This is a genomic window from Streptomyces sp. MMG1533 (genome assembly GCF_001279775.1).
Lineage (GTDB): Bacteria > Actinomycetota > Actinomycetes > Streptomycetales > Streptomycetaceae > Streptomyces.
Map to the genome: position 1 here is coordinate 96,903 of NZ_LGDG01000015.1, position 22,826 is coordinate 119,728.

Consider the following 22,826-nt stretch of genomic DNA (forward strand, 5'->3'; position numbering starts at 1 on the left):
GTTGGCTTTCGGGTAGCTTCGAAGTATGAAGGTCGCACTAACGACCCGAAGCTTCGCCGGACTGCTGACCGCACTGGCGCTCGCCGTCCTGACGGCTCTGACCGTCCTGACGGCGGGCGTCCCGAGCGCCTCCGCGGCCACCGGCGTCTCGACGATCGCCGAGGCCCTGCGCGAGGACCCGGTCTACGTCGACCCGGCCGCCTCCGACCTGCTGTCGTCCGCCGACGCCGACGCGCTGGCCGAGCAGATCAAGGACGCGGACAAGGCCCTGTTCGTGGCGGTGCTGCCGGCCGATCAGCCGACGGACAAGCTCTTCACCGACCTGCGCACGGCGACCGGGATCACGGGCCTGTACGCGATCCGCCTCGGCGACCGCTTCGACGCCCGGGCCGACTCCTCGGTCCTGTCGCCCGCCGCCGTGCAGAACCTCGTCAGCAGCGTCGAGGCCGAGAAGGACGCCAAGACCCAGCTGGACGACTTCACGGACCGGGCCCTGGCCAACATGGGCGGCTCGGCCCCCTCCTCCTGGGGCTCCTCCGACAGCGGCGGCGGTGTGTCCACCGCCGGGCTGATCACCGCCGGCGCGGTCCTGGTGGCCGGTGGCGGTGGGGCGTACGCGCTCGTGCGGCGCAACCGGCGCCGGCACGAGCAGGAGCAGCGGGCCGCGCTGGAGAAGCTGCGGGTCGTGGTCGACGAGGACATCACCGCCTTCGGCGAGGAACTGGACCGTCTCGACTTCCACCCCGGGGAGCCGGGCGCGGACGACGCCATGCGCGAGGACTACGAGCACGCGCTGGACGCCTACGAGAAGGCGAAGACGTACATGGCTCAGGCGGGGAAGCCCGAGGACGTCCGGGCCGTCACCCAGTCCATCGAGGACGGCCGCTTCTCGCTCGCCGTACTTGCCGCCCGCCGCGCGGGCAGTCCGCTTCCCGAACGCCGTGCACCCTGCTTCTTCGACCCGCGCCACGGCCCGTCGGTCGCCGACGAGACCTGGACGCCGGTGGACGGCGCCCCGCGCGAGGTCCCGGTCTGCGCGGCGGACCGCACCCGCCTGGCCGACGGCCGCGACCCGGTGATCCGCGAGGTCGACACCGAACGGGGCCGCCGCCCGTACTGGGACGCGGGCCCCGCCTACGGTCCCTGGGCCGGCGGCTACTTCGGCGGCGGCATCCTGCCCGGCCTCCTCATCGGCACGATGCTCGGCAGCATGATGGCGGGCCCGGCCTACGCGTCCGACTACGGCTCCGGTTACGGCGACTTCGGCGGCGGCTACGAGGGCGGCGACACCTCCGGCGCGGACTTCAACAGCGACGACTTCAGCGGCGGCTTCGGCGGTGGGGACTACGGCGGAGGCGACTTCGGCGGGGGCGGCGGGGACTTCGGCGGCGGGTTCTGACGTACGCCCCGCGCTTGTGGTCACGGGCACGGGCACGGGCACGGCGCGGGACAGCGGGCACGGGCACGGGCCCGGCGCGGGACAGCGCCGGGCCCGTGAAGGTCTTACGGGGTCAGATGCGCGTCACAGTGTGGACGCGGCCGAGGCGATCGCGGAGGCGAAGGTGGAGACCTCGCTGTAGACGCCCGGCGCGTTGGGCCGGGCGCAGCCTATGCCCCAGCTGACGATGCCGACCTGGATCCACGCGTTGGCGCTGTCGCGGCGGAACATCGGGCCGCCGGAGTCGCCCTGGCAGGTGTCGACGCCGCCGGAGGCGTAGCCGGCGCAGATCTCCTCGGCGGCGACGAGGCCGCTGTAGCCGCTGTAGGAACGACACGTGGCGTCACTGACGAACGGCACGTTGGCCTTCAGCATGTAGCGCTGCTGGGCGCCGCCCTCGCTGGCGGAGCCCCAGCCGGCGACCGTGAAGGTGCCGGTGTTGTACGCGGTCGTCGTGGCGATCTTCAGCGTCGGCAGGTTGATGGGCGTGGCGAGCTTGATGAGCGCCCAGTCCTTGCCGGTGCCGTTGTAGCCGGGGGCCCGGTACACCTTGGTGGACTTGACCTGGACCCGGCCGGTGGTGGACTGGAGGTCCACGACGCCGGCGGTGGCGGTGATGCTGGTGTTGTTGCCGGTCGCGCCCACGCAGTGCGCGGCGGTGAGCACGATCTGCTGGGTGTAGAGCGCACCGCCGCAGCCCATCGAGAGCCGGACCATGAACGGGAACTCGCCCTGCGCGGCGCGGGTTCCGCCGACGACGGGGGCGGGGGCGGCGTTGGCCGCCGAGACGGGCTGAAGGCTGGCGATCGCGAGGGCGGCGGCACCGACGGCCGCGCATCTCTTGAGTGCCGTGAGAAGTCTCTTCAACGTGATGCCTTCCGTGGGGGGTGGACCTGGGGACCGTGCGACACGCAACGAAACGCAGAATTGACGTGCGCATGTCATCATCGGCAACAAAGAATCGCCCATTTGCTGGCATGGGCAGGTCAAATCTGTTGCTGGATTATGAGAACGCTGTGAGCGCCGGCACAAGGGGTGCGATTCGGCCACGCGCGTAGCGCTCACCGGCCGCGTGCCACCACCCGGGCGGCGAGGGTCCGTCGACGACCGAGGACGCCTGACTCGGATGGAGGCCGAGCCGTCGAAGCGCCTCGGCCTCCACGTCGACGCTGATCCACCCCCACCACCGCCCGTCGGCACCCCGCCCGCACTTCAGATCGAACCGCAGCTCGTCCACCACGAACGGCATCCAGTCGATCCCGCGGTCCCGCAGTCAGGCGCGGAGCGCGGCAGCGGGGTGCGGACGCCCCGCGGCGTTCTCGTACGAGGCGACGGTGACCCACTCGGGGCGCGATCGGGGAGCGACAGTCATGCGGACCATGATGCGGAGGTACGACCCTCCTGCGCACCCCGTTTCGTCCGGGACCCCACTCGGGCACCGCCCGCCATGACCAGGGCCAGGGCGACGAGGGCGGCGCTGACCCACAGGGGCGACCGGTAGCCGAACCCGGCATCGATCGCCGTACCGCCGAGCCAAGGGCCGCACGCGGCACCCACGTTGAAGGCCGCCGTCGCGAAGCCGCCGGCCAGGGTGGGGGCGCCGGGCGCCGCGTAGAGCACCTGGGAGATCAGTGTGGATCCGACGCCGAAGGACAGCGCGCCCTGCACGAGGACGAGCCCGAGCGCGACGGCCGGCTCGCCGGCCCAGAACGCGAATCCGATCCACCCGGCGCACAGCGCGAGACCACCGGCCCCCACCGGCAACCCGGGCCGCCGGTCGGCGAACCGCCCCCCGAGCCGGACCCCGACGAACGCGCCGAGCCCGAACAGGGCGAGCACGACCGGCACCCAACCGCCGCCCAGCCCGGTGACGTCGGTGGTGAGGGGGGCGAGATAGGTGAAGGTGCAGAAGGTGGCCCCGTTCACCAGCGCGCCGAGCAGCAGGACAACCAGCAGACGGGGGCTGCGCAGGGCCCGCACCTCGCACCGCAGCGCAGGGCGGGCGGAGTTGTCGGCCCCGGCCGGTACCGAGCGAGCCACGGCCGGCACGGCTGTCAGGGACACCACGGCCACCGCCCAGAACGCCGAACGCCAGCCCCAGAGTTGACCGAGCAGCGCCCCCGCGGGCACCCCGACCACGCAGGCGAGCGTGACCCCGCCCAACAGCATGGAAGCGGCCCGCCCCTTGGCGTCCGGCGCGACCATCCCGACGGCGGTCACCAGGGCCACCGCCAGAAACCCGGCGTTGGCCAGCGCGCCCACGACCCGCGTGGCGAGCAGCACCCCGAAACTGTCGGTCACCGCACCGACGACATGCACGCCGAGAAAGACGACGAGAAACCCGAGCAGCGCACCCCGCCGTGACCAGCGCCGGGCGAGCCCGGGCAGCAGGGGCGCCCCGACCACCATCCCCACGGCAAAGGCAGAGGTCAGCGCCCCCGCGGCAGGAACGGACACGCCCAGATCCCGGGCGATGTCCGGCACCAGCCCGGACAGCATGAACTCGGACGTCCCCTGGGCGAACACGGCAACGCCCAGCAGAAAAAGAGCAAACGGCATGAAGGAACTCCGCACCCCGAAGTCGAAGAAGTCGTACACGACACGACGACCCGGCGGTCCGGTGGCGGCGTCAGCCCGACATCAGCCCGACATCACGAACAGCCACCGGAGAGCCGGTGGCCGGAGTCTGGAGGCTTCGGGGCTGGACACGGAGGCAGGCTACGCGGCGTCAGCCGACGACGCGACCGATAAATGAGGTCCAGGCGGCGGGGGAGAGGGTGAGGGCGCCGACGCAGCGATCGCCGTCCTCGGACGAGATCGTCCTCAGACGAGATAGTGCCGGTCCAGGCTCCTCGGTGCGATGGCCGGATAGGAGAGGAGGCGGCGTCGTGGTGCGGGCGCGGGCGGGTCCGCGGGGGCGGGGACCAGTTCGCGGACGAGAGGGTCGACCGTCATCGCCTTCGGAGCGAAGGAGACGCCGTGTTTCCTCGCCGCGGCCTCCAAGTGGTAGACCACGCCCTCGTGGACGACGTTCTCCGCCCGGGTCGCCAGGTAGACGAACCCGGGATCGATCTCGCGCAGCAGTGACTTCGGGATCCGCGCGGGGAGGGTCAGCGCGTAGTAGCGCGGCCAGTCCCGCAGTCGGTGACGTTCCAGCCAGGAGCGGCCGAAGGGACGGAGGCTGGTGAACATGGCGAAGGCCCATTCGAGCTTCATCCCGGTCACGACCAGGAGGAAGTTCACCGTGAACGCCAGGGCGACCATGGCGTGGACGAGTGTGACCTGCCCGTCGGCAGGGGCCGGGCCGTGGCTCCGGGACAGCACGGCGACCGCGCACAGGGCACCGTAGACCGCGCCCTGGTAGGCGTCCTTGACCAGCCAGCTGCGGGACCGGCGGCCGGTGGCCGTCCGTCCGGTGGCCAGGGCCGGCAGCCCGGTGAGCAGTGCCGCGAGCCAGACGGCCGACGGGTTGCCGGAGAGCTCGATCCGGCCGGCGGGGGAGAACGCCGTGACCCACAGCGTCATGGCCACCACCGAGAAGGGGAAGTTTCCCGAGACTCCGAAGGCCAGATGCATCAGGATCGCGAGCCACAGGCTCCAACGCTCCCCGCCGGGCACGATGAGCAGGACGCCGGCGGTGAACTCGGCGACGATCACCGCCGCCGGCACGGTCCGCAGCAGCCCGGGGTGGATCGGCACCTTGAGCAGGCGGAAGTAGTGCGCGGTGACGAGCCGTCCCGCACTCCGCTCGGTGAACAGGTACTCGTCATTGACCTTCAGTGCCGCCGCGGTCAGATAGACGCCGGCGAGGAAATCCCGTGCGACAAAAGGGTGGAGGCCCACCGGGGTGAACGCCATTACCGCCGCCACCACCGCGCCGAGCCAGGAATGGTCCGAAAGCCGCCGGTGTGTCGAAAGCATCCAGTAAAACGCAAGGGCGACGGCTGTGGCGCGTCCGGCGAGGGAGGTGACGGTGACGGACGTCAGCAGGGCCAGGGGAAGAGCCGCCACTTGGCCGAAAATCACCGCTGGGCGGGGCAGTCGTATACCGAATACCGGGGCGAAATGGTGCCCGATGCCCGAGAAGCCGTACTCCCAGTGTCTGTTGACCTGGTGAAAGAGAAGACCGGCCACGACCAGGGTCATGGGCGTGGTCTGGAAAGTCATTCCGGTTCCCCCGTGGATTACGTGTCATGACTTCGATGCCCTCCTTCGGGATCCTGCACACGGCTTTGCAAGGCGTCAAGAGCGCCTCGCCAGTGGTGGGCAGGCATCTTCGGCATATGTGTCGGAAGGCCCGAAGGAACCCGCCGGTAACGTCTCTGACCTGCAGTTTTGTTGGAACTGCCGGATGGTTGACGCTCTTGGTTGACCGCGGAATGGCAAATTCCGACCCAAGGGAAGCTGGTCGATATTCTCTTCCCAGGTAAAGGACTTTCAACGTTGGTTAATGCCCCTCCCTGGGGCGAGCGGGAGCGGATGTAGCGTGCAGTCGGCGCCAAGAGGTGCTGGCACTTCCCTCAAATAGCGATTGGGAGAAATCCATGGCTGAGGTCATTGTCGAGACGGCCAGTGACGTCGAGGAGCTCACCGGTGAGGACTTCGAGGGTCTGTTCGCGGACAGCCCGCTGATCATCACCGACAGCGAAGTCCGCGACTGACGCATCGCATCACCCGGTTCGTGTTGATTGAACCGGCTGAATTGGTTCGACCGGCACGCCGTTGAACAGGGGGAAGGGCATGGCGGTTCATGTGTATGTCGGGCCGTCGTGCCCTGAACCTCTCGTAAGAAAGAAACACCCGGAATTCGTTCTGCACAGCCCTGTCCGGCACGGCGACCTCTTCCCGGGCGCGCTCCGCGCAGGGGACGTCGCCGTCATCGTGGACGGGATCTACCACCATCGCCTGGCCCTGCGGCACAAGGAGATCCTCGACGCCCTGGAGCGGGGGATCACGGTCCTCGGAGCGGCCAGCATCGGCGCCCTGCGCGCCGCCGAACTCGACCGGTTCGGCATGATCGGCGTCGGCCGCGTCTACCACTGGTACCGCACGGGCGTCTTCGACGGGGACGACGCGGTGAGCGTCGCGCACAGCGAGACCGGCTCACCGGCCGGCATCAACGTCCCTCTGGTCAACGCCTACGGGGCCGTCCTGGCCGCCTGCGACGCGGGAGTCCTGCGGCAGGAGGCGAGCCGGACCCTGATGGCCCGGCTGGAGCGCGAGTACTACCCGCTGCGCACCTCGGAACGTGTTCTCGCCGTCGCCAGGGAGTGCGGCGAGTCCGCCTTCGCCGACTGGTACGGCGAGCAGGTCGCCGCCGACCCCGGCGCCCTCGACCAGAAGCAGACCGACGCCCTCGAAGCCCTCGCCCTCGCCGGGCAACTCGACACCGGGGCACGGGAAAAGCGACACGACGGTTCACGGGAAGAGCGGCACGAAGGTGCACGGACCGGGCGACGCGACGGTGCACGGGCCGGGCGACCAGGCACCGCCGCGCCCGCCGCGCAGTCCCCGGCGGCTCCCGGCGACCGGGACTGGCGCACCGAGTACCACCGCCGCTGGCGCAACAGGTTCGCGACCGCGGCTCCCGACCTGCACCACCGGCTCGCCTACCAGCAGATCTTCGACCCGGGATTCCCCGACGTCTGGTGGGACTACCTGCACGGCTCGTCGGACCCGGTCCGTCCGGCGGCCCCGGACGGGTTCCGCGGGCACGTACTGCGGCACCTCGGCCCCGCGGCCGCCCAGTGGCTCGACGACCCCCGGCTGCGGAGCCGGGTCACCGCCGTGCTGTGCCCGCTTCCCGACCTGGCCGATCCGCGCGCGGCCGGACTGCTGCTGCGGCGCGAGTCCGCACAGGACCGCGACCGGGTCGCCGACTGGCTGGCACGGACCCGGCGGCACCTGGACGCCCACCCGGGCCGCAGCCTCGGTCAGATCGGGGAAGCCGTCTGCACCCGGCTGCTCGCGCGGATCTGGGGCGTCGGGGCCGGCGAGGAACTGACCGCGGAGTGCGGCAGGCGGGGGCTCCCCTCGCTGCACCAGGCAGCCCGGGCGCTGCGCCCCTTCGCCATCGGTTACCTGTCCGGCCTCCAGGAGGCGCACACGAGCGGGGGGCGCGGCCATGTCTAAGGTCCGGCTGCCGGGCACGCACCGCGCGGTGCCCCCGGAGACCACCTGGGCACGGCTGGAGCCCCGGCTGCGCCGCTACGGCATCACCCGGGTCGCCGAGGTCACCCGGCTGGACAACATCGGCATCCCGGTGTTCCTGGCCGTACGGCCCGACTCCGAGACCCTCGCCGTCTCGCAGGGCAAGGGCGCCTCGCCGATCCTCGCGAAGCTCTCCGCGGTGATGGAGTCCGTCGAGCTGTGGCACGCCGAACGGCCGCCGGCCGAGGGCTTCGTCGCGGCGGCCGGCGACCTCGACCTGCCGTACGCCCTGACCGATCTGAACCTCCGTACGACGGACGACTGGATCAAGGAGCTCCAGCTGCCGTGGGTGGGGGCACGGTCACTCGTCGACGACCGGCCCGTGCCGGTTCCGCTCGACCTCGTCCGGCTCTCCTACAGCGGAGAGCACTTCTGGCGTCCCCGACTCTTCCGGACCAGCAGCACCGGGCTCGCCTCCGGCAACACCTTCACCGAGGCATGCCTCCACGGGATCTACGAGGCGGTCGAACGCGATGTGCTGGCGGCCCACCCGTCCCGCACCGGCCCGGGGCGCATCCGGGTGAACCCGGCGACGCTCCGGGACGGACACCTGCGCGCCCTGGTCCGCCAACTCGCGGACGCGGGCGTCCAGTTCGAGATCACCTGCATTCCGAACCGGTTCCGGACACCGACGTTCGCCGCGTTCGTCTGGTCCCCGCTCTTCCCCATCGTGTGCGCCGGTTCGGGCACCCACACGGACCCGGACGTCGCCCTGTCCCGTGCGCTGGCCGAAGCCGTGCAGAGCCGGCTGACCGAGATCAGCGCGACCCGGGACGACATCCCTTCGGACCAGGACACCGCCAGGGACGCCAGTACGGATCCCGGCTTCCACCCGCACGCCGACGGGGCGGACATCGCCGACGCCCTGCGTGGCCACGGTGGCGACCACGAGGACATGGAGCAGGAACTGGCCGCTGTCGTACGGAGGGTGGCGGACGCCACCGGCCATGCCCCGCTCGTGGTCCGGCTGTCCGAACCGTCCGAGCCGTTCAGCGTCGTGCGGGTGGTCTGCCCCGGGCTCCGCTACGCGGAGGGACGCACGCTCTCCCCTTGAACGCCACCGCCCTTGCCGCGCCCGACCAGTGATGCGAGGTTCACCAGTGAAGATCCGACGGGGCAGTTTCCCGCACTCGGAAGGCTATGTCCTCGAGTACGAGGTGACCGAGCCCGAGGCCGTCACCAGCCCCTATCTGCACATCCTCTTCCACGGCTTCAGCCGCATCGAGAAGCACGTGCCGCCGGTCTTCGCGCGCAAGCAGTGGAAACAGGCGGCCGAGTCCGTGTGCCTGTCCTTCTCCGACCCCATCCACCGCTTCACCCCCGACTCGTGCTGCGGCTGGTTCCTGCTGGGCGAGGAGGAGTTCGTACCGAGGATGTACGAGCTGCGCGCCGCCCTGCTGGAGCGGCACGGGCTCAGGGGCACCGTCTGGCACGGCCTGTCTTCCGGCGGTTACGCCGCGCTCAAGCACTGCATGCGGGCCGGCGGGGACGACCTCGCCTTCGTCGTCTCGCCGCACAACGACCCCACCGTCCTGCCGCAGTGGGAACGCGAGGCCGCGCCGTTCACCGGGCTGCCCGGCATGGCCGCACCCGAGACCATGACCGACATCATCGAGGACTGGGCGGCACCCGGCAGCGGCCGCTGTCTGCACGCGCTGATGTCGGAGAAGGACTCCTACTTCGCGCTGGAGCACCTGCGCCCGATCATGCGGGGCCTGGGGGGCCACGAGAGCGCCCGGGCCGCCATGCTCCGGGACGGCCGGGGCCACGGGTTCATCAAGGACGCCGACTACGACTCCCAGCTCCAGGCAGCGATCCACCGCTGGGAGACCTATCGGGACCGGCAATCCGCCACGGCTGTGAGCACCTCCGAATGACGACAGCACCGGATCAGCGTGAGGAGTACGCAGTGTCCGACGTAGAGGTCATCCTCTCGACACCGCTCGCCCGGTTCGCCGACGGCGAGACCAGGTTCCATGTGCCCGCCGGCACCTTCCAGGAGGTCATCGACGAGGTGTACGAGCGTCATCCGGCGCTGCGTCTGCGCGTGGCGGACAGCTCCGGGGCGCTTCTTCCCTTCGTCAGCGTCTACGTCGGCGAGGACAACATCCGCGACCTGGGCTCGCCGGACGTCGCGGTGGCGCCGCGCAGCACCGTGATGATCATGTCGGCGGTGGCCGGTGGCTAGTTCGCGACCACGGCGGACGATCCGCCCGGCCGCGGTCGACGACGCCGCGGGCATCCGGGAGCTCTACGGATTCGGCGACGTCCAGGAGTTCGCCGCCCGGCTGGCGGACCGGCGTACCGCACCCGGCACCACGCACTACGTCGCCGAGTGGGACGGCCGGGTCGTCGCCGCCTTCGCGGTCACCGCCCTCGGCCGGCTGCGGCCCGGAGGCCGGGGCCGGCTGATGCTCCACGAGATCAAGCTCCGGCCGAGCCTGCGGGGCGCGGGAATCGCCGAGGACATCTTCGACTGGCTGGCCGCGAGCCGCGCCGTCGGCACCGAGGCGGAGCTGCTGGCCCTGGCCCCACTGGGCCAACGGCCCTCCAGCTTCGTGGAGTTCGGTCTCTCCGAATCCCACCGGGCCTTCAAGTGGCCCGTCCAGGAGGGCGGCGTACGGACATGACGACTCATCAAGCAGCCGCACATGGCGCGGAGTTCGCGGACTGGCTGGCCGGGCTGCGGGCCTGGGCCGGCAAGTGCCCGGACGAGTCGACCGCCTGGCGCGAGGCGGGCGCCCAGGGACTGTTGTCCCTGGCCGTTCCGGAGACCGCGGGCGGCGCCGGCGCCGGCTACGAGGCCGCCTGCCTGGCCCTGGAGGCGTTCGCCGAGGAGAGCGGGCTGAGCGGTCTGCCCTTCTCCATGGCCGCCCAGATGTGGGCGTGCCAGGAACCGATCCTCGAGTTCGGCAGCGAGGCCCAGCACGCCAGGTACCTGACGCCGCTCACCTCGGGGACGGCCGTCGGCGCCTTCGCCGCAACCGAGTACGACTCGGGCTCGGACCTGCTGTCCCTGCGCACCCGCGCGGAGCGGGACGGCGAGGGCCGGTGGCGTCTGGACGGCTCCAAGACCTTCGTCACCAACGGCCCGTCCGCCGACGTCTTCCTGATCCTCGCCCGCACCGCCGAGGGCAGCGCCCTCTCCGGCCTCACCGCCTTTCTGGTCCCCCGGGGCACCCCGGGACTGCGGCCCGGCAAGGTGATCGAGAAGACCGGCCTGGAGGGCGCGCAGCTCGGCTCACTGCTCCTGGACGACTGCGTGGTCGACGACGCGGACCGGCTCGGCGGCACCGGCGGCGGATTCGCCGTCCTCATGCACGCGATGCGCCACGAGCGGGCCTTCATCCTGGCGCCCACGCTGGGGCTGATGGCCAGGGCACTCGGCCGGGCGCTCGACCACACCCGGTCACGCAGCCAGTTCGGGCAGCCCCTCAGCTCGTACGACACGATCCGCCGGCGCCTGGTGCGGATGCATCTGAGCCTGACCAGCGCCCGGGAACTGCTGTACGCCACCGCGCGCGCGGCCGACCGGAACTCCCTCGACCACGGCCGGTCGTCCCTGACGAAACTGCACGTCAGCACGGAGTTCAACCGGTTCTGCCAGGAACTGCCCGATCTCTACGGCGGATACGCGCTGCTGCCGGAGACGGGCGCGACGGCGTTGCTGGCCGACGCGGTGGCCAGCCGGTACTACTCCGGCACATCCGACATGCAGATGAAGATCATCGCTGAAGGGCTGGGTTTGTGATGGCAGAGGACTCCGTGCTCAGGGCCGTGGTCGCCGCGGTCCGGGAGGTGGCGCCGGGCGCCGAGGTCTTTGACGACACCCCGCTCATCGCCCACCGGATCGTCGACTCCCTGTCGCTGCTGAGCCTGGTCTCGTTGCTGGAGAAGGAGTTCCCGGTCACCATCCGGGACGCGGAGATCCTCCCGGCCAACTTCGAGAGCCCGCTCGCCATCCGCGCGTTCCTGAAGACCAAGGGATGCTGATGGCTGCCGGACACCTGCTCGCGGACGACCTGAGGGCCACCGCCGCCCGCCACGGCGACCGCCCCGCCGTCATAGACGGCACCGTCACGTTCACGTACGCCGAACTGGACGGCATCGCCGAGCACGTCGCCGAGGCCCTGTGCGGACTGGGCGTCGGGCCCGGAGACGGTGTCGTCTGGCACGGGGCGAAGTCGTCCCTCGCGGTGGCGGCCGTCCACGGAATCCTCCGGTCGGGTGCCGGCTATGTCCCGGTCGACCCGGACGGGCCCATCGCCCGCGCCGAGCTCATCGCCGGCCGCTGCCGCCCGCGGGCCCTGGTGGCCGACACCGCCGCCCGCGAGCAGTGGCGCACCGTCGCCCCCGGGCTCGGGTGGCAGCCCGTGCCCACGGGATTCGAGGCGGCCGGCCCGTTGTGGTGCGCGATCCCCGACGCCGCGCCCCGCGAGCCCCTGGCGGACCTCGCGTACGTCCTCCACACCTCCGGCAGTACCGGCCTGCCCAAGGGCGTGGTGCACACCCACGCGAGCGCCTCGGCCTTCGTCGACTGGTCGGTCCGGGAGCTCGGGCTCACGGAGTACGACGTCGTCATCAACTCCGCGCCGCTGCACTTCGACCCCACGACGCTGCACCTCTTCGGCGCCGCCCGGGTGGGCGCCGCCGTCGCCCTGATGCCGGCGTCGGCGGCGCCCTTCCCCGCCGCCTACGTCGACTTCTGCCGCCGGGTCGGCGGCACCGTCTGGTACGCCGTGACCTCGACCCTGGTATGGCTCACCCGCCGGGGCAAGGACCTGCTGCCGGAACTGCGGGCGCTGCGCGCGGCCGTCGTCGGCGGCGAGGTGCTGCAACCGGGCGACGTGAACACCCTGTTCGCGGCCCTGCCCGCAGTGCGCCTGCTCAACGTGTACGGACCGACCGAGAGCAACGTCTGCACGTTCCACGAGATCCGCGGCCCGCAGCCCGCGGACGCCGTCATCCCCATCGGCCGCGTGCTGCCCGGCGCCGAGATCACCGTGGTGGACGAGAAGCTGGAGCCGGCGGAGCCCGGCCGCACCGGCCAACTCCTGGTGCGCGGCACCATGCTGATGGAGGGCTACCTCGACCCCGAGCAGACGGCCCGCGCCTTCGTCCGCACCCCCGACGGGCGGTCGTGGTACGCCAGCGGCGACCTGGTCCGGGAGAACCCGGCCGGCGACCTGGAGTTCGTCGGTCGCGAGGACGCCCAGATCAAGTCGCGCGGTTTCCGGGTCGAACTCGGCGAGATCGAGCGGCACCTGCGCGCCCTCGACGCGGTCCACGAGTGTGTCGCCGTGGCGACACCGGACGCCGTCTTCTCCAACCTGATCACGGCCTTCGTGACCGCGGACAGTCCCGACGACGTCAAGCCGCTGCCCGAGCTGTTGCGCACCCGGCTGCCGCACTACATGGTCCCGCAGCACCTCGTGCTGGTCGCGGACGGGCTGCCCCGCAACTCGAACGGCAAGGTCGACCGGAAGGCCCTCGCGGAGCTGGCGGCCCGGCCCTCGCTCGGTGAGACCCCCGGCCTGACGGTCATCCGCTGACGGAAGGCACCACCGTGACACTCCCCTCCGTCCACGCCGTCGACGACGACACCACCGAGGTCCTCAAGGTCCCCGACTTCCGGCGGCTGTGGGCCGCCAACGGGTTCCGGTACGCGGCCTCCGAGGTAGCCGGGTTCGCCCTGCCCGTCACCGCCCTCCTGCTGCTGCACGCACCGCCCCTGGTGATGAGCCTGATCTTCGTCTGCAGCCGCGCCGGATTCCTGACCGTGGGTCTCCCGGCCGGCGTCTGGATCGACCGCTGGCGCAAGAAGCCCGTGCTGGTCTGGGCGGACGTCGTCTACGCCGTCGCCTTCGGCAGCATTCCCGTCGCCTACTTCCTGGGCGTCCTCACCGTGGCCCAACTGGTCGTCGTGGCCCTGCTGGTGAGCCTGGCGGGCGTCTTCTTCGACGTGGCCCACAGCAGTGTGCTGCCGTACCTGCTGCCCAGACGGCGCGTGGCGGACGGCAACGCCCGGCTGCAGACGTCCGAGACCACCATCCAGGCGATCTCCCCCGGCGTCGCCGGCGTCCTGACCCAGGGCGTCGCCGCCCCCGTCCTCTACTGTTTCGCCACCCTCTGCCATCTCACGTCGGTCCTGCTGCTGCGCCGCATCCGCCCGGACGGGGACGTGGCCCGCGGCAAGGCCGTGCCCGAACGGAAGTTCCGACGCGAGATCGCCGACGGCATCGGCATCCTCTTCAAGCAGCCGCTGCTGCGCCTGCTGCTCAACCAGGCCGCCCTGAACAACATCGGCGCGGGCATCATCCTGGCGATGCTGCCGGTCTTCCTGCTCAGGGAGATCGGCATCACCCCCTGGATGTTCGGTCTGCTGTCCACCCTCGGTGCCCTCGCCGGACTCACGGCCTCCCTGCTGGCCCCCAGGCTGCGGCGCCGGTACGGGGAGATCCGGATGACCCTCGTCTTCTCCGCGCTGGCCCCGTTCGCCGTACTGGCGGCACCGCTCGCCGGAGTCTTCCGGGGCGCCGCGGTGCCGCTCGTCGCCCTGGCGCAGGTCCTCATCGGCTTCGCCATCGTCGGCCGGTCGGTGTCCACGGCGGGACTGCGCGCCCGGGTGACACCGAACGAGTACATGGGGAGGGTCACCGCCGCCTACAGCGTCGTCGTCCAGGGCGCCACGCCCCTGGGCGCACTCGTCGGCGGTGTGGTCGCCGACCGCTGGTCCACCGGTACGGCCCTGTGGGCGGGAGCGCTGGCCATGGGCGTTCCGCTCGCCCTGCTGCTGCTCTCCCCGCTGCGCGGCTACCGGAGGCTCCCCGCCGAGTGGGAGGTCTGACCGCACGTCCGAAGCCACGTCACCTGCCGAATCACCGCACAGTTCACCTGGAGACGAACATGTCCGCACCTCAGACGCGCATGACCGCACTGGAGCAGGCCGCTGCCGAGTACGAGGAGCACGGCTTCGCCATCATCCGCAACGTCATCCCCGAAGACCTGCTCGAAGAGGCGCGCGCCCATGTCGAGTGGCTCACCGCCAGGTACCCGCAGCTGCGGCCGGAGCACTTCCACCACCCCCTCATCCGCAACGACGCCTTCTGGGTGCGGCTCATATCGGATCCGCGGCTGGTGGACATCGGCGAGTACTTCCTCGGCCCGGACCTCGCCTGCTTCACGGCGCACTACATCTGCAAGCCGCCCTACGACGGCCAGCCCGTGCTGTGGCACCAGGACGGTGCGTACTGGAAGCTGGCGCCGATGAACGCGCTGACGGTGTGGCTGGCCGTCGACGAGAGCACCACCGAGAACGGCTGCCTGCGCATGATCCCCGGCAGCCACAAACTGCCGCTGTACCCGCCGAACCTGCGCACGGACCGGCCCAACATGCTCTTCTCGGAGGCCGACGGGGGACTGGTGCGCGAGTGGGCCGAGGAGCGGGGCGTCGTGGACATCGAACTCAACCCCGGCGACGTCTCCGTCCACCACCCGCACCTGCTGCACTGCTCCGAGGCCAACACCTCGCCGAAGCGGCGCTGCGGGCTCGACATCGGCTACATCGCCACCTCCACCCGGATCGAGAGCCAGGGGCTCTACCTGGACCCCGTACTGGTCCGCGGCGAACCCGTCGACGGCGTGAACAACTACCGCCCCCTGCCGCGCTACTCGCCCGGCGAGACCATCCCGTTCGCCGGCCACGGGACCTGGAACGACCGGCCCGGAGTCGCCCCGGCGGACACCCGGGCCGACGAGGCTCCCCTCGCCACGACCGAGCGCATGATCGAGCGGCTGAAGGAAGGCACCGTCGCCCGCTGAACGCAGGGACGCCGAGCGGAGGGACACGGAGAGACACGGAGGGATGAGGACATGCAGAGAGTGGTCTACCTGCGGGACCGCGACGACGGCCAGCGGATGAAGGACGTCGTCTACGTCCATCCGCCGCGCTACAAGGGCGAGGACTTCCAGAACCCGGCCGGCCTGCCGCGCCCCGTGGTGGCCGGGCTGCCCTTCCCCTGGGTCACGCCCATGGGCGACGGTGTACCGCTCTTCCGCGAGATCGAGCGGGCGAAGGCCGAGCTGTGCCGCCGTCTCTGGGGCTGCCAGGTGTGCGGAAACGACCTGGACGTCACGGCCTGGGTGGCGCTTCAGGAGCCGAAGGACGGATCGCCGGTGGTGTCCTCCGCCGCTATCCATCCCGAGTGCCTGCGGATCGCGGTCCGGTACTGCCCGGTGCTCGGAGACCCGGGTGCGGGATACGTCTTCACGGAGGTCTACGAGGACGACATCGTCGCCGTGCCCGACGACTCCCCGGACCGGAACGCCCGGATGCCCGCGGCCCGTTGGCACCTGCGCGCGGTCGCCGGGACCTCGCGACCGGACCGGGTCCGCAGCTTCCGTTCGCTGTCCGAGGTACGCGAGTGACCCTGTCTAGGGTGTCCCCATGCCCTCTTCCGACGAGCCGGAGTCCCGCCCCTTCGAAACCGCGTCCCACCTGGACACCTGGCTCACCGCCCACGCCGCTCCGCACCCCGGCCTCTGGGTCGAGGTCGCCAAGAAGTCCTCGGGCCTGCTCTCCGTCACGGCCGCCGAAGTCAACGACGTAGCGCTCTGCCACGGCTGGATCACCGGTCGGCGCAAGGGCCTCGACGCCACGCACTACCTGCAACGGATCACCCCGCGCCGCCCCGGCAGCCTCTGGTCGATGGCCAACGTACGGCGCGTGGAGCAGTTGACGGCGGCCGGCCGCATGCGCCCCGCCGGGCTCGCGGAGGTGGACTTGGCGAAGGCCGACGGCAGATGGGCCGCGGCGTACGAGTCGCAACGCGAGGCCGCCGTCCCCGACGACCTCGCCGCAGCCCTGGCCCGGAACCCCCGCGCCAGGGCGGCCTTCGAGAGCCTCGGCAGGACGGACCGGTACCTCGCCATGCTCCCGGTTCTGCGCGCCCGTACGCCGGAGAACCGCGAGGCCCGGCTGGCGGCGGCCGTCGACAAACTGGCGCGGGGATGACACGCCGGGCGCGCGCCCTCCGGGTGGCCGGAGTGGAGGGCGGGTGCGCTCAGGGTTCAGGTGCCGCGAAGCCCGACGGTGTCGCCGCCGGCAGGGTCACGCGTTCTTGATCGCCGAGATGTCGAAGTTCAGCTTGATCTTGTCGGAGACCAGGACGCCGCCCGTCTCCAGCGCCGCGTTCCACGTCAGGCCCCACTCGGAGCGGAGGATCTCCGCCTTGCCCTCGAAGCCGACGCGCTCGTTGCCGAAGGGGTCCTTCGCGGCGCCGTTGAACTCCAGGTCGATGGTGAGCGGCCTGGTGGTGCCGAGGATCTCCAGGTCACCGGTGATGCGGTAGTCGTCGCCGCCCAGGGCCTGGGCCGAAGTGGAGCGGAAGGTCATCGTCGGGAACTCGTCCGTCTTGAAGAAGTCCGCGCTCTTGAGGTGACCGTCGCGGTCCGGGGAGCCCGTGTCGATGCTCTCCATCTTGACGTCGAGGGACGCCGTGGAGGCGGCCGGGTCGCTGCCGTCGAGGTGCAGCGAGCCGCTGAAGTCGAGGAACTTGCCCTTGACGTTGGTGACCATGGCGTGCCGGGCGACGAAGCCGAGCGTGGTGTGGGACGGGTCGATGGTGTAGTCGCCGGTCAGCGCGGCGAGGTCGGGGTTCACGGCGGCGGGCGCCGCGGCGGTCGTGTCGGTGGTGTCCTTGCGGCCGAAGATGCCCATGACGTGCTCCTGGAAGGTTGATGTTGAATGTTCAACGATGTCAACACGACCGACCGTAGACCTATTCCGGGCGAGCATCAACGTCATCCGCGGAAGTGTTTGCCCGATGGCGCCGAAGTGGTAGACGACACGGTCATGGATCCCCAGCGCCGAGCCTCCGCCTTGTCGAGACCCACCCGCCGAGCCGTCCTGCTCACCGCCGCCCTGATGGCGACGACCGCCGCGCGAACCTCCGGAATCCCGGTCGGCGACGACCCCTACGCCACGCTCCGCAGCCGCTGGCTCGACCTCGCCCTCGGCACGGGCTACGACCCGGCCACCGAGCCGTACGCCTCCCGACTCGCCGAAACCGGCGAGCTCGCCCGCTCCTTCCGCGCCACCATGGCCCCCACCCCCGCCTCCCTCTGGCCCGACCGCCCCTACGACCCGCCCTCCGGCATCACCCAGAGCTACGGCCGCCTGTGGACGATGACCCAGGCCTACGTCCGAGAGGGCACCGGCTCCACCGCCGACCCCACCCTCCTCACGGACGTGATCCGCGGCCTCGACCACCTCTCCGCCACCGTCTACAACCCCTCCACCACCCGCTACGGCAACTGGTGGGAATGGCAGATCGGCAGCCCCCGCCTGCTCATGGACCTCACGGCCGCCCTGTACGACCACCTCACCGACGCCCGTCGGGAAGCCGCCTGCGCCGCCGTCGACCACTTCATCCCGGACACGATGCTGACCGACTACTCCGGCACCTCCACCGGCGCCAACCGCGTCGACCTGTGCCGCTCCGTCGCGCTGCGCGGCGTCCTGGGCCGGGCCCCCGACAGGATCGCCCTCGCCAGGGACGCCCTCTCGCCGGTCTTCCCGTATGTGACCGAGGGGGACGGGCTCTACGCGGACGGCTCGTTCGTGCAGCACACCCGGGTCGCCTACTCGGGGACGTACGGACAGGTCATGCTCGACGGCCTCGGCCGCCTCTTCGCGCTGCTCGCGGGGTCGGAGTGGGAGGTCACCGATCCCGGCCGGCAGATCATCCTGGACAGCGTGGAGCACGCCTACGCGCCCCTGATCCACGACGGGTTGGTGATGGACAGCGTCAACGGCCGTGCCATCAGCCGGGGTTACCTCAAGAGTGACGACCGCCACGTCCTGCGCGGCGACCACTTCCACGGGCAGGGCGTCATCGCCGCCATCGCGCTGCTCGCCGAAGGCGCGAGCACGTCGGAGCGGGGGCGCTGGTACGGCCGTGTCAAGGGATGGATCGAACGGGACACGGTGGCGCCGATCCTGACGGCACGTCAATTCGACGTGGCCGACCTCGCCCGCCTGCACGCGGTCGCCGCCTCCCCGGTCACAGCCACCCCCGAACCCATCGGCCATCACCTCTTCCCGGCCATGGACCGCGCCGTCCACCGCCGTCCCGCCTTCACCGCGAGCCTCGCCATGGCGAGCGACCGCATCGCGTACTACGAGTGCGGCAACGGAGAGAACCCGCGTGGCTGGCACACCGGCGCCGGGATGGTCGCCTGGTGGCCGACCGGTCCCGGCGACCGGTCCGATCAGTACACGGACTGGTACTGGCCCACCGTCGACTGGTACCGCCTCCCGGGCACCACCGTCTCCACCAAGCGCCTTCCCGACCGCGCGGGCGGTGAGTGGGGTGAGCCCAAGCCGGACGTGCGGTGGGTCGGCGGCACGACCGACGGCGAGTACGCGGCGATCGGCCAGCACCTGAAGGGGCTGGGGTCGACCCTGGAGGCACGCAAGTCGTGGTTCTGCCTCGCCGACGCGGTCGTCTGCCTCGGGGCCGGCATCACCTGCACCGACGGCGTCCCGGTCGAGACGGTCGTCGACAACCGCAACCTGGGGGAGGGCGGCACCCAGGGCTTCGTACGGGGCCCCGGCTGGGCCCACCTGGAGGACCACGGTGGCTGGGTGATCCCGGAGGGGGCCCTGAAGACCCTCCGCGAGGACCGCACCGGCGCCTGGTCCGACATCAACACCGGCAGTACGACCGAGCGCCGCACCCGCCGCTGGCAGACCCTCTGGCTGGACCACGGCACCGACCCGGTCAACGCCTCGTACGTCTACGTCCTCCTGCCCGGAGCCACCCGTCGTACGGTCGCCGTCCGCGCCGCCGACCGCCACTGGCTGTCGGTCCTCGCCAACGACAGCACGTGCCAGGCCGTCCGGGTCCCCTCCCTCGGCCTCACGGCCGCCACCTTCTGGCAGGCCGGCACGGCGGGCGCACTGACCGCGTCCGCCGGCGCGAGCGTGCTGGTCCGTCGCCACGGCCGCACCGCTACCCTCTGCGTGAGCGAGCCGCCCCGCACCGGCGGGCCGCTGGAGATCACCTGGGACCACCCGGTGGGCGGGGTGATCCGCGCGGACGACTCGGTCGAGGTGGTCTGCGCAGACCGCCGATTGCGCCTCCGTGTCACCCCGGGGAGGGCATGTGCCACCCACGAATGTGAGGTGACTCTCACCGGCTGAGTTTGTACGACCCCTACAAGTGCGACGCCCTCCGAGCAGTCAGAAGGGCTGCATGCCGCCCAGGTTCTGTTCAGGGGTACCAAGGAAACGGTCCGGAGACTGTACGGAGTCAACGGCGAGCTTTCCTTGGTGGTGTTCGTAAGGTCGCTACATGACCGTTTTGGATGAGGCGCCGGGTGAGTCGACGGACGAGTCGACGGGTGAGCCGACGGACGCGCGCGGGCGGGTCGCCGAGCTGCACGAGATTCGTGCGCAGGCGCTGGCCGGCCCCGGCGAGAAGGCGACCGAGGCGCAGCACGCCAAGGGCAAACTGACCGCGCGGGAGCGCATCGAGCTGCTCGTGGACCCGGGTTCCTTCCGGGAGGTCGAGCAGTTGCGGCGGCACCGGGCGACGGGCTTCGGCCTGGAGGCGAAGAAGCCGTACACCGACGGTGTGATCACCGGCTGGGGCACGGTGGAGGGCCGTACGGTCTTCGTCTACGCCCATGACTTCCGCATCTTCGGCGGCGCGCTGGGCGAGGCCCACGCCACGAAGATCCACAAGATCATGGACATGGCCATCGCGGCCGGCGCACCCCTGGTCTCCCTGAACGACGGCGCGGGCGCCCGTATCCAGGAGGGTGTCTCGGCCCTCGCGGGCTACGGCGGCATCTTCCAGCGCAACACCAAGGCGTCCGGGGTCATCCCGCAGATTTCCGTGATGCTCGGCCCGTGCGCTGGCGGCGCGGCCTACAGCCCCGCCCTCACCGACTTCGTGTTCATGGTCCGCGAGACCTCGCAGATGTTCATCACCGGCCCGGACGTCGTCAAGGCGGTCACCGGCGAGGAGATCACCCAGAACGGCCTCGGCGGCGCCGACGTGCACGCCGAGACGTCCGGCGTCTGCCACTTCGCCTACGACGACGAGGAGACGTGCCTCGCCGAGGTGCGCTACCTGCTGTCGATGCTCCCGCAGAACAACCGCGAGAACCCGCCCCGGGTGGAGCCGAGCGACGAGACGGACCGCCGCAGCGACGTCCTGCTCGACCTGGTCCCGGCCGACGGCAACCGGCCGTACGACATGACCAAGGTCATCGAGGAGATCGTCGACGACGGCGACTACCTGGAGGTCCACGAGCGCTGGGCCCGCAACATCATCTGTGCCCTGGCCCGTCTCGACGGCCAGGTGGTGGGCATCGTGGCCAACCAACCGCAGTCCCTGGCCGGGGTCCTGGACATCGAGGCGTCGGAAAAAGCTGCGCGCTTTGTCCAGATGTGCGACGCTTTTAACATCCCGATCATCACTTTCCTGGACGTCCCCGGGTTCCTCCCGGGTGTCGACCAGGAGCACGGCGGGATCATCCGGCACGGAGCGAAGCTGCTCTACGCCTACTGCAACGCGACCGTGCCGAGGATTTCCCTGATCCTGCGCAAGGCCTACGGAGGTGCGTACATCGTCATGGACAGCCAGTCCATCGGTGCGGACCTCACCTACGCCTGGCCGACGAACGAGATCGCCGTGATGGGCGCGGAAGGCGCGGCCAACGTGATCTTCCGTCGCCAGATCGCCGAGGCCGAGGACCCCGAGGCCATGCGGGCCCGCATGGTCAAGGAGTACAAGTCCGAGCTGATGCACCCGTACTACGCGGCGGAGCGCGGCCTGGTCGACGACGTCATCGACCCCGCCGAAACCCGCGAGGTGCTCATCAAGTCCCTGGCGATGCTGCACACCAAGCACGCCGACCTGCCGTCCCGCAAGCACGGCAACCCCCCGCAGTAACCCTGTGGAACCTTCGCGGTACCCCCGCGGAAACCTCTCTCACGGAGACTGACACCCATGACCACCCCTGACATTCGTGTCGAGAAGGGCCACGCCGAGCCCGAGGAAGTCGCCGCCATCACGGCCATCCTCCTGGCCCGCGCCGCCGCCCAGCCCTCCACGCCCCCCACCCACCGCGGCCGCCCGAAGGCAGGCTGGCGCCGCCTGGAGCGCGAGCCCGGCTTCCGCGCCCCGCACAGCTGGCACTGAGCCCCGCGCACGACCCGCGAAGGCCCCGACCGTCCCCTTGGGCGGCCGGGGCCTTCGCGCATACGTTGGGCCCCTCGACCAGTGACAGGGGGAAACGGTGGGCGTACCGGACGAGTTGGCGGACGAGGTCGAACTGATCGCCGCGCTGGTGAAGCCCTTGGGGGAGCGGCCGATCGACTTCAACGACCCCGACTGGGAGACCCGCCTGCTGGAAGGGCCCAGGCCGCTGGACGAGGCGAACGTCCGCGAGGAGGCGGAGGCGGCCCTGAGCCAGCTGCTCGATCTCTACGAAGGCGGCGACGAGCCGACCCGTATCGCCGTGCGCGCCCTGTTGGAGCGCTGCTACCACTTCCACTGGGCCACCGGTCTCCCCGCAGCGCGGACAACCGAGGGCTTCCGCCGCCACCTCGTGTATCTGTCCGCCAGGGACCACGGCCGCGACACCCGGGACGAGATGGTCGAGTTGAACCGGCTGTGCGAGGAGGCCCGCGCCGCACAGGTCGACATCCGGCCCCTCCTCCTGGAGGTCGCCGCAATCTCCAGCGACGAGAAGAAGTACGGGATGGGATCCATCCGGTCGATCCTGCGCAGGGCGGCCGGCCGCGACCCCGTAGGGCTCTGGTGACCCGAGAGCACGCAAACGGCCCCCGCGCCTCCCGGGGGAGGTGCAGGGGCCGTCCGGCGTCTGTCGCTACCGCAGTCGCGCCATCAGAGCGTGCTCCACGAGCGTGATCAGCGCACTCTTCGCGTCCGCGCGGTGGCGGGCGTCCGTCGTGATGATCGGGGTGTCGGGGCCGATCTGGAGGGCCTCGCGGACCTCGTCCGGGTTGTACGGCTGGTTGCCGTCGAAGCCGTTGAGGGCGATCACGAAGGGGAGGCCCGAGTTCTCGAAGTAGTCGACCGCGGGGAAGCAGTCGGCGAGGCGGCGGGTGTCCACCAGGACGATCGCGCCGATGGCGCCGCGC

The 22,826-nt window shown here is 71.0% G+C and carries 22 protein-coding genes; 17 read left to right on the plus strand and 5 right to left on the minus strand.

What is annotated here, in order from left to right:
• Window positions 1-25: 25 nt before the first annotated feature.
• The gene (locus tag ADK57_RS03940; protein WP_053747919.1) at window positions 26-1,399 is read left to right on the plus strand and encodes a hypothetical protein; all 1,374 of its coding nucleotides are present in this window, start codon (window positions 26-28) and stop codon (window positions 1,397-1,399) included.
• A gap of 123 nt (window positions 1,400-1,522) precedes the next feature.
• Here the strand turns inward: ADK57_RS03940 and ADK57_RS03945 are convergent, their stop codons facing one another.
• The 3 genes from ADK57_RS03945 to ADK57_RS03960 form a co-directional block, all read right to left on the minus strand.
• The gene (locus ADK57_RS03945) at window positions 1,523-2,305 is read right to left on the minus strand and encodes a serine protease (RefSeq protein WP_053747920.1); all 783 of its coding nucleotides are present in this window, start codon (window positions 2,303-2,305) and stop codon (window positions 1,523-1,525) included.
• A 501-nt stretch (window positions 2,306-2,806) separates the two neighbouring features.
• Window positions 2,807-3,997: a Cmx/CmrA family chloramphenicol efflux MFS transporter gene (locus tag ADK57_RS03955; RefSeq protein ID WP_053747946.1), complete on the minus strand. Its 1,191-nt coding sequence runs from the start codon at window positions 3,995-3,997 to the stop codon at window positions 2,807-2,809.
• A 264-nt stretch (window positions 3,998-4,261) separates the two neighbouring features.
• Window positions 4,262-5,605, minus strand: a complete 1,344-nt coding sequence (locus ADK57_RS03960) for a MauE/DoxX family redox-associated membrane protein (RefSeq protein ID WP_053747922.1) — start codon at window positions 5,603-5,605, stop codon at window positions 4,262-4,264.
• 714 nt (window positions 5,606-6,319) lie between these two features.
• On the opposite strand from ADK57_RS03960, the gene ADK57_RS03965 reads away from it, so the two are divergent.
• Genes ADK57_RS03965 through ADK57_RS04020 form a run of 12 tightly spaced genes read left to right on the plus strand, consistent with a single transcriptional unit; the run spans window position 6,320 to window position 16,661 of the window.
• Entirely contained in the window at window positions 6,320-7,570 is a 1,251-nt protein-coding gene (locus tag ADK57_RS03965; protein ID WP_053747923.1) for a TfuA-like protein, read from the plus strand.
• Window positions 7,563-8,702 carry a YcaO-like family protein gene (locus ADK57_RS03970; protein ID WP_053747924.1) on the plus strand — a complete coding sequence of 380 codons (1,140 nt, stop codon included), beginning with the start codon at window positions 7,563-7,565 and terminating at the stop codon, window positions 8,700-8,702. Before ADK57_RS03965 ends, ADK57_RS03970 begins: the two co-directional genes overlap by 8 nt.
• Before the next feature lie 46 nt (window positions 8,703-8,748).
• Window positions 8,749-9,525, plus strand: a complete 777-nt coding sequence (locus tag ADK57_RS03975) for a hypothetical protein (protein ID WP_053747925.1) — start codon at window positions 8,749-8,751, stop codon at window positions 9,523-9,525.
• A 32-nt stretch (window positions 9,526-9,557) separates the two neighbouring features.
• A complete protein-coding gene (locus ADK57_RS03980) occupies window positions 9,558-9,836 on the plus strand; it encodes a MoaD/ThiS family protein (RefSeq protein ID WP_053747926.1) in 279 nt (92 codons plus the stop codon).
• On the plus strand, window positions 9,829-10,278 hold the full coding sequence (locus tag ADK57_RS03985; protein ID WP_053747927.1) for a GNAT family N-acetyltransferase: 450 nt from the start codon (window positions 9,829-9,831) through the stop codon (window positions 10,276-10,278). Before ADK57_RS03980 ends, ADK57_RS03985 begins: the two co-directional genes overlap by 8 nt.
• A complete protein-coding gene (locus tag ADK57_RS03990; protein ID WP_053747928.1) occupies window positions 10,275-11,399 on the plus strand; it encodes an acyl-CoA dehydrogenase family protein in 1,125 nt (374 codons plus the stop codon). The genes ADK57_RS03985 and ADK57_RS03990 overlap by 4 nt, the downstream gene beginning before the upstream one ends.
• Complete coding sequence (locus ADK57_RS03995) at window positions 11,399-11,641, plus strand: phosphopantetheine-binding protein (RefSeq protein ID WP_053747929.1); 243 nt, start codon at window positions 11,399-11,401, stop codon at window positions 11,639-11,641. Before ADK57_RS03990 ends, ADK57_RS03995 begins: the two co-directional genes overlap by 1 nt.
• Window positions 11,641-13,200, plus strand: a complete 1,560-nt coding sequence (locus tag ADK57_RS04000; protein ID WP_063785921.1) for an amino acid adenylation domain-containing protein — start codon at window positions 11,641-11,643, stop codon at window positions 13,198-13,200. Before ADK57_RS03995 ends, ADK57_RS04000 begins: the two co-directional genes overlap by 1 nt.
• 14 nt (window positions 13,201-13,214) lie before the next feature.
• Window positions 13,215-14,495 carry an MFS transporter gene (locus tag ADK57_RS04005; RefSeq protein ID WP_053747931.1) on the plus strand — a complete coding sequence of 427 codons (1,281 nt, stop codon included), beginning with the start codon at window positions 13,215-13,217 and terminating at the stop codon, window positions 14,493-14,495.
• Between the two features lie 59 nt (window positions 14,496-14,554).
• Window positions 14,555-15,469 carry a phytanoyl-CoA dioxygenase family protein gene (locus tag ADK57_RS04010; RefSeq protein WP_234389954.1) on the plus strand — a complete coding sequence of 305 codons (915 nt, stop codon included), beginning with the start codon at window positions 14,555-14,557 and terminating at the stop codon, window positions 15,467-15,469.
• A gap of 51 nt (window positions 15,470-15,520) precedes the next feature.
• Entirely contained in the window at window positions 15,521-16,075 is a 555-nt protein-coding gene (locus ADK57_RS04015) for a hypothetical protein (protein ID WP_053747933.1), read from the plus strand.
• Between the two features lie 19 nt (window positions 16,076-16,094).
• Complete coding sequence (locus ADK57_RS04020) at window positions 16,095-16,661, plus strand: YdeI/OmpD-associated family protein (RefSeq protein ID WP_053747934.1); 567 nt, start codon at window positions 16,095-16,097, stop codon at window positions 16,659-16,661.
• Between the two features lie 96 nt (window positions 16,662-16,757).
• Here the strand turns inward: ADK57_RS04020 and ADK57_RS04025 are convergent, their stop codons facing one another.
• A complete protein-coding gene (locus ADK57_RS04025) occupies window positions 16,758-17,366 on the minus strand; it encodes a YceI family protein (RefSeq protein WP_053747935.1) in 609 nt (202 codons plus the stop codon).
• A 135-nt stretch (window positions 17,367-17,501) separates the two neighbouring features.
• Between ADK57_RS04025 and ADK57_RS04030 the strand changes: the two genes are divergently transcribed.
• The 4 genes from ADK57_RS04030 to ADK57_RS04045 all read left to right on the plus strand — a co-directional run bounded on the left by ADK57_RS04030 (window position 17,502) and on the right by ADK57_RS04045 (window position 22,486).
• Window positions 17,502-19,853 (plus strand): polysaccharide lyase 8 family protein, encoded by a 2,352-nt coding sequence (locus ADK57_RS04030; protein ID WP_053747947.1) that lies wholly within the window; start codon window positions 17,502-17,504, stop codon window positions 19,851-19,853.
• Between the two features lie 151 nt (window positions 19,854-20,004).
• Window positions 20,005-21,612 (plus strand): acyl-CoA carboxylase subunit beta, encoded by a 1,608-nt coding sequence (locus ADK57_RS04035; protein WP_053747936.1) that lies wholly within the window; start codon window positions 20,005-20,007, stop codon window positions 21,610-21,612.
• A gap of 57 nt (window positions 21,613-21,669) precedes the next feature.
• A complete protein-coding gene (locus tag ADK57_RS04040) occupies window positions 21,670-21,861 on the plus strand; it encodes an acyl-CoA carboxylase subunit epsilon (protein ID WP_053747937.1) in 192 nt (63 codons plus the stop codon).
• A gap of 97 nt (window positions 21,862-21,958) precedes the next feature.
• A complete protein-coding gene (locus tag ADK57_RS04045) occupies window positions 21,959-22,486 on the plus strand; it encodes a hypothetical protein (RefSeq protein ID WP_053747938.1) in 528 nt (175 codons plus the stop codon).
• Window positions 22,487-22,552: 66 nt separating this feature from the next.
• On the opposite strand, the gene ADK57_RS04050 is transcribed toward ADK57_RS04045, so the two are convergent.
• Window positions 22,553-22,826: ATP/GTP-binding protein (locus ADK57_RS04050; RefSeq protein ID WP_078972935.1), on the minus strand; the 274-nt coding region annotated here is incomplete at its 5' end.

Bases quoted from the DNA above. Each gene is read 5' to 3' on its own strand.
- ADK57_RS03940 (WP_053747919.1), top strand. From the start codon at position 26: ATGAAGGTCGCACTAACGACCCGAAGCTTCGCCGGACTGCTGACCGCA.
- ADK57_RS03955 (WP_053747946.1), bottom strand. From the start codon at position 3,997: ATGCCGTTTGCTCTTTTTCTGCTGGGCGTTGCCGTGTTCGCCCAGGGG.
- ADK57_RS03960 (WP_053747922.1), bottom strand. From the start codon at position 5,605: ATGACTTTCCAGACCACGCCCATGACCCTGGTCGTGGCCGGTCTTCTC.
- ADK57_RS03970 (WP_053747924.1), top strand. From the start codon at position 7,563: ATGTCTAAGGTCCGGCTGCCGGGCACGCACCGCGCGGTGCCCCCGGAG.
- ADK57_RS03990 (WP_053747928.1), top strand. From the start codon at position 10,275: ATGACGACTCATCAAGCAGCCGCACATGGCGCGGAGTTCGCGGACTGG.
- ADK57_RS03995 (WP_053747929.1), top strand. From the start codon at position 11,399: ATGGCAGAGGACTCCGTGCTCAGGGCCGTGGTCGCCGCGGTCCGGGAG.
- ADK57_RS04000 (WP_063785921.1), top strand. From the start codon at position 11,641: ATGGCTGCCGGACACCTGCTCGCGGACGACCTGAGGGCCACCGCCGCC.
- ADK57_RS04010 (WP_234389954.1), top strand. From the start codon at position 14,555: ATGTCCGCACCTCAGACGCGCATGACCGCACTGGAGCAGGCCGCTGCC.
- ADK57_RS04015 (WP_053747933.1), top strand. From the start codon at position 15,521: ATGCAGAGAGTGGTCTACCTGCGGGACCGCGACGACGGCCAGCGGATG.
- ADK57_RS04020 (WP_053747934.1), top strand. From the start codon at position 16,095: ATGCCCTCTTCCGACGAGCCGGAGTCCCGCCCCTTCGAAACCGCGTCC.
- ADK57_RS04025 (WP_053747935.1), bottom strand. From the start codon at position 17,366: ATGGGCATCTTCGGCCGCAAGGACACCACCGACACGACCGCCGCGGCG.
- ADK57_RS04030 (WP_053747947.1), top strand. From the start codon at position 17,502: ATGGATCCCCAGCGCCGAGCCTCCGCCTTGTCGAGACCCACCCGCCGA.
- ADK57_RS04035 (WP_053747936.1), top strand. From the start codon at position 20,005: ATGACCGTTTTGGATGAGGCGCCGGGTGAGTCGACGGACGAGTCGACG.
- ADK57_RS04040 (WP_053747937.1), top strand. From the start codon at position 21,670: ATGACCACCCCTGACATTCGTGTCGAGAAGGGCCACGCCGAGCCCGAG.